17 protein-coding genes are annotated in these 12,688 nt (G+C 34.9%); 11 read left to right on the forward strand and 6 right to left on the reverse strand.

Translation table 11 applies throughout. The annotated features are described in order from the left end of the window. Position 1: 1 nt before the first annotated feature. From G7051_RS15960 to feoB, 5 genes are all read right to left on the reverse strand, one after another. Complete coding sequence (locus G7051_RS15960; protein ID WP_166201845.1) at positions 2–565, reverse strand: DUF1697 domain-containing protein; 564 nt, start codon at positions 563–565, stop codon at positions 2–4. 18 nt (positions 566–583) lie between these two features. After that, entirely contained in the window at positions 584–1,027 is a 444-nt protein-coding gene (locus tag G7051_RS15965; protein WP_166117069.1) for a GNAT family N-acetyltransferase, read from the reverse strand. An 87-nt stretch (positions 1,028–1,114) separates the two neighbouring features. Then, the gene (locus tag G7051_RS15970; RefSeq protein ID WP_146212723.1) at positions 1,115–1,303 is read right to left on the reverse strand and encodes a hypothetical protein; all 189 of its coding nucleotides are present in this window, start codon (positions 1,301–1,303) and stop codon (positions 1,115–1,117) included. Positions 1,304–1,391: 88 nt separating this feature from the next. Beyond that, the gene (locus G7051_RS15975; RefSeq protein ID WP_166117071.1) at positions 1,392–1,544 is read right to left on the reverse strand and encodes a hypothetical protein; all 153 of its coding nucleotides are present in this window, start codon (positions 1,542–1,544) and stop codon (positions 1,392–1,394) included. Between the two features lie 71 nt (positions 1,545–1,615). After that, complete coding sequence (feoB, locus tag G7051_RS15980) at positions 1,616–4,096, reverse strand: ferrous iron transport protein B (protein ID WP_166201848.1); 2,481 nt, start codon at positions 4,094–4,096, stop codon at positions 1,616–1,618. A gap of 339 nt (positions 4,097–4,435) precedes the next feature. Between feoB and G7051_RS15985 the strand changes: the two genes are divergently transcribed. Then, the gene (locus G7051_RS15985; RefSeq protein ID WP_166201850.1) at positions 4,436–5,191 is read left to right on the forward strand and encodes a hypothetical protein; all 756 of its coding nucleotides are present in this window, start codon (positions 4,436–4,438) and stop codon (positions 5,189–5,191) included. 94 nt (positions 5,192–5,285) lie between these two features. Here the strand turns inward: G7051_RS15985 and G7051_RS15990 are convergent, their stop codons facing one another. Next, the gene (locus G7051_RS15990) at positions 5,286–6,695 is read right to left on the reverse strand and encodes a DHA2 family efflux MFS transporter permease subunit (RefSeq protein WP_166201852.1); all 1,410 of its coding nucleotides are present in this window, start codon (positions 6,693–6,695) and stop codon (positions 5,286–5,288) included. Positions 6,696–6,840: 145 nt separating this feature from the next. Here G7051_RS15990 and G7051_RS15995 point away from each other — a divergent pair, with 145 nt between their 5' ends. From G7051_RS15995 to G7051_RS16040, 10 genes are all read left to right on the forward strand, one after another. After that, the gene (locus G7051_RS15995; RefSeq protein ID WP_166201854.1) at positions 6,841–7,245 is read left to right on the forward strand and encodes a VanZ family protein; all 405 of its coding nucleotides are present in this window, start codon (positions 6,841–6,843) and stop codon (positions 7,243–7,245) included. Next, positions 7,245–7,769, forward strand: a complete 525-nt coding sequence (locus tag G7051_RS16000) for a TlpA disulfide reductase family protein (protein WP_166201856.1) — start codon at positions 7,245–7,247, stop codon at positions 7,767–7,769. The genes G7051_RS15995 and G7051_RS16000 overlap by 1 nt, the downstream gene beginning before the upstream one ends. A gap of 2 nt (positions 7,770–7,771) precedes the next feature. After that, the gene (locus tag G7051_RS16005) at positions 7,772–8,119 is read left to right on the forward strand and encodes a multidrug efflux SMR transporter (protein ID WP_166201858.1); all 348 of its coding nucleotides are present in this window, start codon (positions 7,772–7,774) and stop codon (positions 8,117–8,119) included. Continuing rightward, positions 8,116–8,436, forward strand: coding sequence for a multidrug efflux SMR transporter (locus G7051_RS16010; protein ID WP_304487105.1), 321 nt, complete (start codon positions 8,116–8,118; stop codon positions 8,434–8,436). The genes G7051_RS16005 and G7051_RS16010 overlap by 4 nt, the downstream gene beginning before the upstream one ends. A gap of 1 nt (position 8,437) precedes the next feature. After that, complete coding sequence (gene hisH, locus G7051_RS16015) at positions 8,438–9,028, forward strand: imidazole glycerol phosphate synthase subunit HisH (RefSeq protein ID WP_166201860.1); 591 nt, start codon at positions 8,438–8,440, stop codon at positions 9,026–9,028. After that, entirely contained in the window at positions 9,025–9,750 is a 726-nt protein-coding gene (gene hisA / locus G7051_RS16020; protein ID WP_166117087.1) for a 1-(5-phosphoribosyl)-5-[(5-phosphoribosylamino)methylideneamino]imidazole-4-carboxamide isomerase, read from the forward strand. The genes hisH and hisA overlap by 4 nt, the downstream gene beginning before the upstream one ends. A gap of 97 nt (positions 9,751–9,847) precedes the next feature. Then, positions 9,848–10,600 carry an imidazole glycerol phosphate synthase subunit HisF gene (gene hisF / locus G7051_RS16025; protein ID WP_166201862.1) on the forward strand — a complete coding sequence of 251 codons (753 nt, stop codon included), beginning with the start codon at positions 9,848–9,850 and terminating at the stop codon, positions 10,598–10,600. Positions 10,601–10,663: 63 nt separating this feature from the next. Beyond that, complete coding sequence (gene hisIE / locus G7051_RS16030) at positions 10,664–11,260, forward strand: bifunctional phosphoribosyl-AMP cyclohydrolase/phosphoribosyl-ATP diphosphatase HisIE (RefSeq protein ID WP_166201864.1); 597 nt, start codon at positions 10,664–10,666, stop codon at positions 11,258–11,260. Positions 11,261–11,265: 5 nt separating this feature from the next. Then, positions 11,266–11,952 carry a cell division ATP-binding protein FtsE gene (locus tag G7051_RS16035; protein ID WP_166201867.1) on the forward strand — a complete coding sequence of 229 codons (687 nt, stop codon included), beginning with the start codon at positions 11,266–11,268 and terminating at the stop codon, positions 11,950–11,952. Positions 11,953–12,095: 143 nt separating this feature from the next. Beyond that, the gene (locus tag G7051_RS16040) at positions 12,096–12,638 is read left to right on the forward strand and encodes a GNAT family N-acetyltransferase (protein ID WP_166201869.1); all 543 of its coding nucleotides are present in this window, start codon (positions 12,096–12,098) and stop codon (positions 12,636–12,638) included. Positions 12,639–12,688 lie beyond the last annotated feature (50 nt).

Here is a 12,688-nt window from a genome sequence, read left to right on the forward strand (position 1 = left end):
GTTATTGGTCAGACAGTTTCTGAGCTATTTGGTAGATTTTAGATACAGAAGCCCATCCTCGTGTAGTAGCTACGACTTTCAGGTTGTTTTCGAAAAAAGTATTTGTAAGCTTCGTTTTACCATACCCATTGGAACAAAACAGATATATAGTTGATTTATAAAGAACGAATATATCTTCTTCCGATTTTTTTGCTATTTGATCAATCACATATTGGTCAGGATCATCCGATAAGAAGATAGTATATAGTTTTTGAGTATCCATATTCTGCTTTAGAAATGGATTATTTTCATATATATCTTGGAACTCTGTAATGTTCTTCACAATTACAGGAACCGGAAAACCAAATTGGTTATTTAGTTCTCCGGATATTACGTCTGATAAATACTTACAATTATTGAAAGAGGTCTGGAATACAACATTTCCACTTTGAATATAGGTTCTGACATTTTGAAATTGAAGTCCTTCATATAAAGTTTTTAATTCCTCCATCTTAACTTTTCGATGTCCACCCACATTAATACCTCTCAACAGGGAAATATAGGTCTGTATTAAAGGATCACCCATTCTTTCTAGACTTTATGATCATCTAATTTCATAATTGCAATTCAGATTATCATCACCTACAGTTGCTCCAAGCTTCTTATAAAATGCGATGGCTTCCTTATTCCAATCTAAAACCTGCCATTGAAGCGACTTGCAATTAGTTTGCCGAGCCAAATCGATTAATGCACATGCTAGCATTGTACCTACTGAGAAGCGTCTGTATTTCTCTTTTACATATAAATCATCCAGATAAATAGCTTTCCCGGACCATGTGTGATACGTATAGCAATACAATGCGTATCCGATTGCTTCTCCTTTTTCATTTTCGGCAAGATAGCAATGATAACTTTCCTTATCTCTTGTTAAATCATCAATACTTATTTTCACTTTTTCTGATTTACCCAAGTAAGTAGCAAACTCCTTAATCATATTAAATAATACAGGTATATCTTTTTCTGTGGTTTTCCGGATGCTAATGTTCATCTGTGTGGTGTTTGTTTTAAAATATAAATGTTTACAGTCTCTTTATTTTTACTAGAAAAGGCAGACCATATTTAAATGATCTACCTTTTAGTATGAGAGAGCCGTACCGATGGATAAAGACGAAACTCCGTTAAACAGGATTTGAGTGCCTCCATCCCTTTGTAATTCACTGCGCCTAAGCAATCCCGAAGGATGTGACCCGCCATTAGAATAGAGAAGCTTGTCTCGGAATTCGTATGTAATTGATGAGTTTCCCAATCGACCAGTACGACTCAATATTTTAAAGAAGACTCTTCTTCTATTTGTTCTTAATTGCTAATTCAAAAATAGAATATATTCTCGAAATATGCAAGTATTACACGAGTTATTTAATTTTCTTAGAAACATTACAATGACAACTCGAACATCCGCATGGTCCTCCCGACTTCTCTTTCACAAAGAAAAAAGTATACATTTTATAACCAACAGTTCCTGCAACTGTTAGTCCTATTATTGCCACAATTATTTCTTGTATCATAATTCATAACTTTATTCTATAATTTTATCTTTTATATAAAACAGATAGTTATTATAGAAGGTTCAACATTTTCAAAAAAATAAACTTCCGATTTGAAATACCGAAAAGGATATGAGCCAAGCTAGCAGGGTAGTATATACTATGCTGAAAAGTCCCCATTTCCATGATCCGGATTCTTCCTTAATGGCTGCTATAGTTGCAATACATGGGAAGTATATCAAAATAAATAATAATAAACTGACTACCACTAAAGGCGTAAATGTGGGAGTACCATCGGAATTTGTACTACTTAATAAACGTTCTTGTAGAGATGATTGATCTTCATCTGCATTTCCGGTATATAAAACAGCCAAGGTACTTACAACAACTTCTTTCGCAGCACTTCCCGTAAGAAGACTTACGCCAATTTTCCAGTCAAAGCCCAAAGGTCTCATAACAGGCTCAATAAATTTACCGAGACGACCGATATAAGAATACTCTGTATGATCTGTCATCTTTAATGCTTCTTGCTCATTTATTTGTTCAGTCTTTACCTCTTCGCTGATCAATCCATTCGTATAATTTTCTTCTATTTGTTCTATTTGAGAATCTATCTGTTGATTTTCAATATTATTCTGAGGGAAATATCCCAAAAACCAGATAATAATTGAAGCGATCAGAATAACACCTCCCATTTTACGAAGATATTGTCTAGATTTATCCCACATGTGTCTGCAGACCGATTTGATGGTGGGCATACGATAGGGAGGTAATTCCATAACAAAAGGAGCATCTTCGCCCGCAAATAAAAAGCGTTTGAATAATCGTGCTGATATTACAGCCAGAAGTATTCCTATTATATACAGGCTAAATAGAGCTAAACCTGCATGAGATTGGAAAAATACACCGACAAAAAGTAAATACACGGGCAAACGAGCACTACATGACATAAACGGGTTGATAAGCATGGTGATCATCCGACTGTTACGGCTTTCAATTGTACGTGTAGCCAATATCGCAGGCACATTACAACCGAATCCCATAATCAGAGGAATAAAAGATTTACCATGTAATCCCATTTTATGCATAACCTTATCCATGATAAATGCTGCACGAGACATATAACCGGAATCTTCCATAAATGAAATGAAAGCATACAGGATAACAATATTAGGTAAGAATACAATAACACCACCAACTCCACCTATGATACCATCTACAATCAAATCTTTAAGTATACCATCAGGCATATATCCCCGAATAATATTACCTAACCATTCTACAGCAGCTTCAATCCATCCCATAGGATAATCACCCAAGCGGAATGTGCATTCAAACATGACCCACATAAATATAAAGAAAAGCGGAAATCCCAGGTATTTATTGGTGACAATGGCATCAATAACACGGGTAGCATCCGATTCTTTTAACTTCTCTTTAAATGTTTCTTTTAGTCCTCCTGCAACAAAACCATAACGGGCGTTAGTTATAGCCGATTCGGTATCTTCCTGAAGAGTACTCTCAATATTTTTTACTTCTTGAGAAGTCGTTTGCAATATCTGATCAGCAGTTTGATAGGCATGTTTTATATATTTAGTTATTTCAACATCCTTCTCCAGTAATTTAATCGATAAATATCGTGTAGGGAATATACGATCTATGCCTTTTTCTTTGTCTAATAAGATATTCGTTTTGCTAATAGCATTCTCGATAGTATGTCCATAATATATCTTGATGCGACGTACTACAGGCTCTTTGTTTTCATATACCCGAATTACGGCATCAAACAGATCTGGGATACCCATTCCTGATCGGCAAACAGTTGGAACAATCGGAATACCTAAGAGTTTAGACAACTTAATATGATCAAATTCACTTCCACTTTCGCGAAGTTCGTCATACATATTTAAATCTATAACCATCGGAACTTCCATATCTATCAGTTCGGTAGTCAGATATAAATTACGTTCCAAATTAGAAGCTGCAATAACATTGATAACAACATCGGGCTTTTCTTCAATTAGAAACTTTCGGACATACAATTCTTCAGGGGTATATGCTGAAATAGAATAAGTTCCCGGTAAATCTACAATTTTGATCTGATATCCATTGTGCTTGAAGTTTCCCTCTTTAGAGTCAACCGTAACACCTCCGTAATTACCCACATGCTCATGAGACCCCGATGCAATATTAAACAATGAAGTTTTTCCTGCATTTGGATTTCCAACCAGTGCTATAGTTATTTGTTTTGTTCCGTTAGGAGCTTTTTTAAGAACGCACTCTTCGCAATCATAATTATTTTCGAATGAATATTTTTCTTCTACAAGAGATTTTTTTTCTACTTTATCTTTAGGATATATTACTTCGATCAATTTAGCTTCGCTTCTTCGTAGCGAAACCTCATAGTCCATTATTTTATACTTAATCGGATCTTTGAGAGGAGCATTAAGGATGACTTTTATTGCTTTTCCTTTGATAAATCCCATTTCCAGAATTCGCTTACGGAAAGCCCCACTGCCATTTACTTTTACAATAACACCAATCTCCCCGGTTTTGAGGTCAGATAGAAACATGTCTTCACATTATTTTAGAGATTACAAAGATGCTTATTTTTGCTGACAATATTCTTTACTATTTATAATAATTTTAAATAAGAACGTGTTTTTAAGGACTAATAGGTAATTTTATATATTCAAATAAATATCAGCTTTTTCTTTATTTATATATGATTTTGAAATCAAATATGCTATATTTATCTATTGTTTATTACCTTATGGAATAATTTTTATATAATTAGACACTGCGTGACATCTTTTATTCGAGAATATTTGTTATAAAAGATATCGATAATAGATGGTACAGTTTTTGATACTATTTATCACTAAAGTATAATCACCTAATGAAATTAGTTTATGAAAGAATTTGAAAAAATGCTTAATCAGTTGAGAGATTCATCGGGTGAATTAAAAGCTAATATGCACCTGCTGAATGAGATTGTTCCGGTGGAAGAACAAATGAAATACTTTGAATATTCGAAATATGTACAATCGAATAAGGAAAATACAGGGCTTGATCGCAATTATTTAATTGCAAAGCTTTTTACCCCTGAAATAGATATCGAAGACAGGCGCTATTACCTATCGGCATTAGCCGGAATTGTTGATGTTTCCGCTTATAGAGCGATAGAAACGTATCATAGCAGCCCTCTTGAACCTGAATTGGCCAATTGGTCGGCTATGGCATTAGCCGAAAGTAAAATATTACTGGATGCCGATTTGTCAGGTGAGAAACAGTTTTTCGTGTCTACCGGATTAGGTGGAAAACAAGGCAAATTGCGTTATTTTTCAGTAATAGCATCTTCCGACCGTTCGGATTTCAATGATTTTCAAAAAGAAACTCTTTTGAGAGAGTTACAATTTGCATTTAAAACCCATAATATAGAAGTTGAAAACATTGAAATTAAAACCAATTATCTGAAGATGTTTCTTCTCTGTGGTTTGAATCAGGATGGACACATTTGTATTGAAAATGCAATAAAAGAATGTAATGAGATGGGGCACTTTGTTGATGATCAGTTTTTATTGACCAATGTAAAGAAAATAGAGGATTTCGAAATAGAGGAACTACTAAAAAGGAAAAACTCTGGATCTGATTCTAAAATCGAGTAACTGATTAAGGTGACATATTTATAAAAACGGGGGTGGATGACTATCTACCCCCGTTTTTATATTCTTAATGTGATCACCGATAAAATATCAGATTTTATTTGTGTCCCGACATTTGCTCTCCATCATTATTTTTTAATTGGCTAAAAACACCTGATGCCAGTAACGTTATTACTCCCAATATGAGGAATGTATATCTGAATGAAGATTCAATATCTCCGCCTGTTAACCAATTTGCAGATTCTGTTGTACGTAAAATTAAAGCACCTACCGATACTCCAAAGCTCATAGACAATTGCTGTGTAATTGCCAATAAACTATTTCCTCCACTAGCAACATCCGAAGTTAAGTCGGCTAATGAAATAGTATTCATAGATGACATTTGTATCGAATTTACTCCTCCATACATTACAAGTATAGGAATCAATAAATAGAGTGGGGTGGTCTTATCAGGTAAAGCAAACATAGCAATAACAAACCCCAGTATAATTGTATTTACAATCAATATATTTTTGTATCCAAATCGATGCACAAGGCGAACGACCTGAGATTTAGCTATAATAGTAGAGATAGCTGACACCATCATAATCAGACCCGATTCTGTGGATGTATGAAGAAATGCAATCTGCAACATCTGAGGGAGAAGAAACGGAACACTGCCAATCCCCAAACGGGTAAGCAGATTACCCAACAAACCTATCCTGAGAGTTCGTATGGAGAATAAATTTAAATTTATCAACGGGTAATTAACTTTTTTTGCATATAAGATATATAGCCCTCCGAACAATACAGCCAACCCTAGTATACCCAATATCAGCCACCAGGATATGGAGCTGTCTTCTCCAATTTCAAGAAATAATGATAAGCCAATAATTGCCGATGAGAATAAAACAAAGCCTATAATATCAAAATTTTTACCTCCCCGAGTGAAATTAGGCATTACATATTGTGCGAAAAACAATCCAACCACTCCGATAGGAATATTAATCAAAAATATCCAATGCCATGTCGATACATCAACAATCCAACCACCAAGCAACGGACCAATAAGAGGCCCCACTAATCCCGGCATGGTAACAAAATTCATTACACTTAATAATTTACTCTTTGGATAAGCATATAGAAGCGCTAAGCGCGACACTGGCACCATCATAGAACCTCCAATAGCTTGTAATATTCGAGAATATACTAAAAAGGAATAAGTGGTAGACAGTGCACACGATAACGAACCCAAGGTAAATAAAAATACAGCAATACTGAAAATTCGTTTTGTACCATACTTGTCCGATAGCCATCCACTCACAGGAATCAGCAATGCCAGAGTCAGAGCATAGCTGACTACAACAGCCTGCATCGATAATGGTGAATGATTTAAGTCTTTAGCTATAGTCGGCAAAGCTGTGTTTAAAATAGTTGCGTCTAGTGATTGCATAAACATAGCCATAGCCGCTAACCACGGTAACTTGGGTGATATATTGAGGGCCTGATTACTATCGTCCGATGACATATTATTTAATTACATTTTAATCCGGAGCTTACAACTCTCTTTTATTTTTGACAAAATTACGACTTATTCGAGTTAAAACTGTTACATTTTATATGCAAATGTCGATAATTTATAGCACCTTTGTATACGAAACAGGTAAAAGATTATGTCATATTCGTTAATTAGGTATTCAATTGTACCTATCATTATTTCGCTTGTTATTTTATACTTGTGTTGCTTCATTCCGGCAAATGATATCCCTGAGGTATCATTTGATTTTTTCATACCTATGGATAAGATAGTCCATTTTTGTATGTATCTTGGTTTGTCCGGAGCAACGGCAATAAATTATATACATGGCGAAAGAGGTTTTGTGAATACCCGCAAACTACTGATCGTTGCATTTTTACTTCCTATATTCTATGGTGGATTGATTGAAGTATTGCAACATTATTTTTTTCCTCCAAGAGCAGGGGATTGGTACGATTTTCTAGCAGATGCATTAGGTTCGCTAACAGCTTTACCTATTGCATTTCAATATAAAAATTACTTAAGAAAAAAACATATATAATGAAGACCATTTTTTTGACATTTATCGTAACTTTGATATCTTTGAATATATATGCTCAGGATGATGATCGTAAATATCTTGTAAAAGTAGGGGATATGGCTCCCGACTTTGAAATGGCGGTAGCTGATGGCACGAAAATGAAACTCTCGGATCTTCGTGGTAAAGTTGTGATGCTTCAATTTACTGCTAGCTGGTGTGGTGTATGTAGAAAAGAAATGCCTTTTATCGAATCGGATATCTGGCAAAGACATAAGAATAATTCTGATTTTGCTTTATTCGGAATTGATCGGGACGAACCTATTGAAACAATACTATCATTCGCGAAAAAAACAGGAGTTACTTATCCTATCGGATTAGACCCCGAAGCTGCTATTTTTGAGCTTTATGCTGAAAAAGATGCAGGTATTACGCGTAATGTAATTATAGGAAAAGACGGCAGGATAGTTATGCTCACCCGCCTATATGATCCTGAAGAGTTCAAAGAAATGGTAAAAGTAATTGATGACCTTTTAATCGAAAAATAAATATGGCTTGGTTATATCTCATATTAGCAGGAATTTCCGAAATAGTTTGGGCATATGGCTTAAAAGCAGCACATGGCTTTACTGATTTAAAATGGAGTTTAATAACTCTAGGCTTTATGTTCGTTAGCTTTTACCTTTTTGCACATGCTATGCGTAAAATTCCTATTGGAACGGCTTATGCGGTTTTTACCGGAATAGGAGCAGCAGGTACCGCTGTAATAGGTATACTTTTCTTGAATGAGGGAACTGATTTCTTGAAAATTTGTTCATTAATAATCTTAATATTCGGCATCATCGGTCTAAAGCTGGTGAAAGAGGATAAAAAAGATAATATAAAAGAAGAATTATGATTCCATGGATATTCCTCTTGATAGGAGGTGTTTGCGAAATCGGTTTCGTTACAATGATGAAGCTATCTGACGGCTTCAGAAAACTTAAATATTCAATATTAACTGTAGCCTTTATGGCGGTCAGTTTCTATTCATTGTCTCATGCGTTAAAAACTATTCCTATTGGAACCGGGTATGCTGTTTGGTCAGGAATAGGTGCCGTAGGCAGTGTTATTATTGGCATGTTCTTTTTTAAGGAATCAAAAAGCTTTTTGAAAATAATATTCATTCTGATGATTATTATCGGCATTACAGGTTTAAAACTCTCTAGTAATTAAAATGGGAATAGTAATTATTAAATATAACGCAGGTAACATTTTTTCGGTCGATTCAGCAATGAAACGTTTAAATGTAGATGCCATAGTTACAGACGATATAGAACTTATCAGAAAAGCCGATAAAGTTATATTTCCCGGTGTAGGAGAAGCCAGTACTACCATGAACTATCTTAGAAGTACGGGGCTTGATAAGGTAATTAAAGACCTCAAACAACCCGTATTGGGTATTTGTTTAGGTATGCAATTGATGTGCAAACATTCCGAAGAGGGAAATGCCGATTGTCTGAATATATTTGATGTTGATGTAAAACGTTTTATTTCTCAAAAACACGAGGATAAAATACCACATATGGGGTGGAATACCATTACTGATGTGAAAAATCCACTTTTTGATACTTCCTTAGAAAATCAGTACGTTTATTTTGTTCATAGCTATTACGTACCGATCAATTCTAATACGGCTGCCACTACTGACTATATTTTACCCTTTAGTGCAGCACTTCATTCTGAGAATTTTTATGCTACGCAGTTCCACCCCGAAAAAAGTGGTAGTGTAGGCGAATATATACTAACCAATTTCTTAAAATTATGATAGAAATAATTCCGGCTATAGACATTATCGATGGAAAATGCGTACGTCTCTCTCAAGGAGATTACGGAGCCAAAACCATATATAATGAGAATCCTCTTGAGGTAGCTAAGATGTTTGAAGATGCAGGTATTCACCGCCTACATTTGGTTGATTTAGATGGAGCTAAAGCCAAACGCGTAATCAATAATAAAGTATTGGAGGATATAGCAACGCATACTTCACTTATTATTGATTTTGGAGGAGGTATTCAAAGCGAACAAGACATAGATATTGCATTTGCATCCGGTGCAGCCATGGTTACAGGAGGTAGTGTAGCTGCAAAAAACAGACAACTATTTGTTACCTGGATCAAAAAATATGGAGGTGATAAAATCATCTTAGGAGCCGATAGCAAAAACCGACATATAGCAGTTTCAGGTTGGCAGGAAGCTACAAGTCTGGATGTAGTTCCTTACATACGTAACTATATGCAATATGGTGTACAAAAAGTGGTTTGTACCGATATTACTAAAGACGGAATGTTAGGCGGTCCGGCGATTGATTTGTATAAGTTAATTATGAATCAAGTGCCTGATGTTTATCTCATTGCTAGCGGTGGTGTATCATGTAAACAAGATATATTGGATTTAGAAGCAGCAGGTATACCTGCCATCATAATGGGTAAAGCTATTTATGAAAACAAAGTAACGTTGAAAGAACTTGCTGAAATTCAAAATTCATAAAGGGTCTCAGACCTTTTATGAATTTTGAAGAGTTAATAAAGTTCTATATCATTAAATACTTTCAATTACTTATTATATTCGATTCAATTAATAAATTATGCTGGCAAAGAGAATAATTCCCTGCTTGGATATTAAAGACGGCACTACAGTAAAAGGGATAAACTTCGTCAACTTACGTGACGCAGGTGATCCCGTTGAACTTGGCATCAAATACAGTAAAGAGGGAGCCGACGAATTGGTTTTTCTAGATATAACAGCTTCGCATGAAGGACGAAAGACATTTACCGAATTGGTAGAACGAATCGCTCTAAATATAAGTATTCCGTTTACCGTTGGTGGTGGAATTAATGAATTAAAAGATGTAGACAGGCTATTGAGTGCCGGAGCTGATAAAGTTTCGGTTAATTCGACAGCTATACGCAATCCATTTATAATAGATGAAATAGCTAAGAATTTCGGATCTCAGGTATGTGTTTGTGCTATTGATGCCCGTTTCGATGGTAAGCAATGGATGTGTTACACTAGTGGAGGACGTAACTTGACTGACAAAGAGCTATTCTCATGGGCGAAAGAAGTCGAAAATAGAGGAGCAGGCGAAATTTTATTTACCAGTATGAATCACGATGGAGTAAAGCAAGGCTATGCTAACGAAGCTTTATGCCATTTGTCTGAATCATTAAATATCCCCATAATAGCCTCCGGTGGAGCAGGAAATCTGCAACATTTTTCGGATGTATTCAAAGATGGAAAAGCAGATGCAGCATTAGCTGCCAGCGTTTTTCATTTTGGAGAAATTGCCATAAAAGATTTAAAATACTATCTTCGTAATGAGGGGATAAATGTGAGATAAGGTCTGTTATGACCTCGAAATATATCACTATAACTCTCATTTACTTAATTTAATAACATGGTTATGAACTTAGATTTTGATAAAGTTGGCGGATTAATACCAGCTATCATACAAGATAATGAGACAAATAAAGTCTTAATGTTAGGCTATATGAATCAAGAAGCTTTAGATAAAACTAAAGAACTTGGTAAGGTTACTTTTTATAGCCGTACAAAGCAAAGACTTTGGACTAAAGGAGAAGAAAGCGGTAATTTTTTAAATGTTATCAGCATTCAGGAAGATTGCGATCAGGATACTTTATTAATCAAAGTAAATCCGGTTGGTCCCGTTTGCCATACAGGTGATGATACCTGCTTCAAAGAAGTGAATCGGGAGGATGTTATGTTCTTTAAACACCTGCAACGATTTATAGAAAAACGCCATCAGGAAATGCCTGAGGGATCTTATACAACATCACTTTTTCAATCGGGAGTGAATAGAATGGCTCAAAAGGTAGGAGAAGAAGCAATAGAATCGGTAATTGAAGCGTGCAACGGAACAGACGACAGATTAGTTTATGAGTCTGCCGATATGTTGTATCACTTAATTGTATTACTTACTTCAAAAGGCCTTAGCATTGAAGATTTATCAAGAGAATTACAAAAAAGGCATAAAAAGTAATAGCCATGAGAGAAGTCATCGTAGATTATAAAGGAGTAGGTCTAAGCCGAGATGGTAATTCGATATTACAAGATTTAAATCTTCAAATATCAGAAGGCGATTTTGTATACTTGATCGGAAAAGTAGGATCAGGTAAGAGTACTTTTTTAAAAAGTCTCTACTGTGAAGTCCTAATAGATGATGGAACCGGCTATATTCTAGATTATTGCTTAAATGATATTAAAAGGAATCAAATTCCATTCCTGAGAAGAAAAATAGGAATTGTGTTCCAAGATTTTCAATTATTAATTGATAGATCTGCAGAAAAAAATCTGGAATTCGTTCTGAAAGCTACAGGATGGGATAGTCAGGATGCTATAGACAATCGTATCCGCGAAGTTTTAACTCAAGTTGGAATGCAAAATAAAGGTTATAAGATGCCTCATGAATTATCGGGTGGAGAGCAACAGCGTATCGTTATAGCACGGGCTTTACTTAACTCTCCGGCTTTGATTCTTGCTGATGAACCAACGGGAAACCTAGATCCTGAAACCGGTACACAGATCGTCAAATTATTGCATGAAATTTCGGAAAAAGGAACTACTGTAATAATGTCAACACATAATTACGCCATAGTACAAAAATTTCATGGTAGAATAATTAAATGTGACGATGGATCAATGAAAGAAGTGATGATTTCATCTCATTCTTGAAAAACTTGTATTCTTTTTTTGAAAATATAGTATTTAGAGATATAGTGTATTTATGATAAATTCTACAAATATTACTGACTCCTCAATACTTACTAAAATAATAATAAAAAGGTTTAGCGATCTTTATTAAATAAGAAAGTAAGATGATTTTAAAAAAAGTAACCCTTGATAATAAATCGGACTTAGAATTTATAGAGAAACTATATATTGAAAGTTTTCCCCGTAACGAAAGACGACCCATATTAGAGATGCATCATCTGATGGAAGACGAAAGTAGATTCAATATATTCTTATTGGAAACAAAAAAAAACACCAAAGTTGGCTTTGTAACATATTGGAATCTTGGGGATTTTATTTTTATAGATCACTTTGCTATTAGCTCCGAACAAAGGAGTGGCGGATATGGACAAAAAGCAGTTCAAGAGCTTATAAAGCAAACATCACTTCCTCTGATTGGAGAAATAGAATTACCAACAGTTTCGGATCTTGCTCGCAGACGTGTTAAATTCTATGAAAAGCAAGGCTTTCAAATATGGGATCTTCTATATCAACAACCTCCTTATGAAGAGGGGTTTGATCCTATTCCAATGCTGACTATAACGTATAGAGATCTTAATTTTCCAACGAATTTTGAGACAGTACGAAACACTATATATTCAGAAGTTTATAAAAAGAAATACAAATGATTGTTAAATTGACATATGATTACTGTATTATTTATAACTTTGAAACATCA

The organism is Dysgonomonas sp. HDW5B (assembly GCF_011299335.1).
Classification (GTDB): domain Bacteria; phylum Bacteroidota; class Bacteroidia; order Bacteroidales; family Dysgonomonadaceae; genus Dysgonomonas_A.

Bases quoted from the DNA above. Each gene is read 5' to 3' on its own strand.
- G7051_RS15960 (WP_166201845.1), bottom strand. From the start codon at position 565: ATGGGTGATCCTTTAATACAGACCTATATTTCCCTGTTGAGAGGTATT.
- G7051_RS15965 (WP_166117069.1), bottom strand. From the start codon at position 1,027: ATGAACATTAGCATCCGGAAAACCACAGAAAAAGATATACCTGTATTA.
- G7051_RS15975 (WP_166117071.1), bottom strand. From the start codon at position 1,544: ATGATACAAGAAATAATTGTGGCAATAATAGGACTAACAGTTGCAGGA.
- feoB (WP_166201848.1), bottom strand. From the start codon at position 4,096: ATGTTTCTATCTGACCTCAAAACCGGGGAGATTGGTGTTATTGTAAAA.
- G7051_RS15985 (WP_166201850.1), top strand. From the start codon at position 4,436: ATGAAAGAATTTGAAAAAATGCTTAATCAGTTGAGAGATTCATCGGGT.
- G7051_RS15990 (WP_166201852.1), bottom strand. From the start codon at position 6,695: ATGTCATCGGACGATAGTAATCAGGCCCTCAATATATCACCCAAGTTA.
- G7051_RS15995 (WP_166201854.1), top strand. From the start codon at position 6,841: ATGTCATATTCGTTAATTAGGTATTCAATTGTACCTATCATTATTTCG.
- G7051_RS16000 (WP_166201856.1), top strand. From the start codon at position 7,245: ATGAAGACCATTTTTTTGACATTTATCGTAACTTTGATATCTTTGAAT.
- G7051_RS16005 (WP_166201858.1), top strand. From the start codon at position 7,772: ATGGCTTGGTTATATCTCATATTAGCAGGAATTTCCGAAATAGTTTGG.
- G7051_RS16010 (WP_304487105.1), top strand. From the start codon at position 8,116: ATGATTCCATGGATATTCCTCTTGATAGGAGGTGTTTGCGAAATCGGT.
- hisH (WP_166201860.1), top strand. From the start codon at position 8,438: ATGGGAATAGTAATTATTAAATATAACGCAGGTAACATTTTTTCGGTC.
- hisA (WP_166117087.1), top strand. From the start codon at position 9,025: ATGATAGAAATAATTCCGGCTATAGACATTATCGATGGAAAATGCGTA.
- hisF (WP_166201862.1), top strand. From the start codon at position 9,848: ATGCTGGCAAAGAGAATAATTCCCTGCTTGGATATTAAAGACGGCACT.
- hisIE (WP_166201864.1), top strand. From the start codon at position 10,664: ATGAACTTAGATTTTGATAAAGTTGGCGGATTAATACCAGCTATCATA.
- G7051_RS16035 (WP_166201867.1), top strand. From the start codon at position 11,266: ATGAGAGAAGTCATCGTAGATTATAAAGGAGTAGGTCTAAGCCGAGAT.
- G7051_RS16040 (WP_166201869.1), top strand. From the start codon at position 12,096: ATGATTTTAAAAAAAGTAACCCTTGATAATAAATCGGACTTAGAATTT.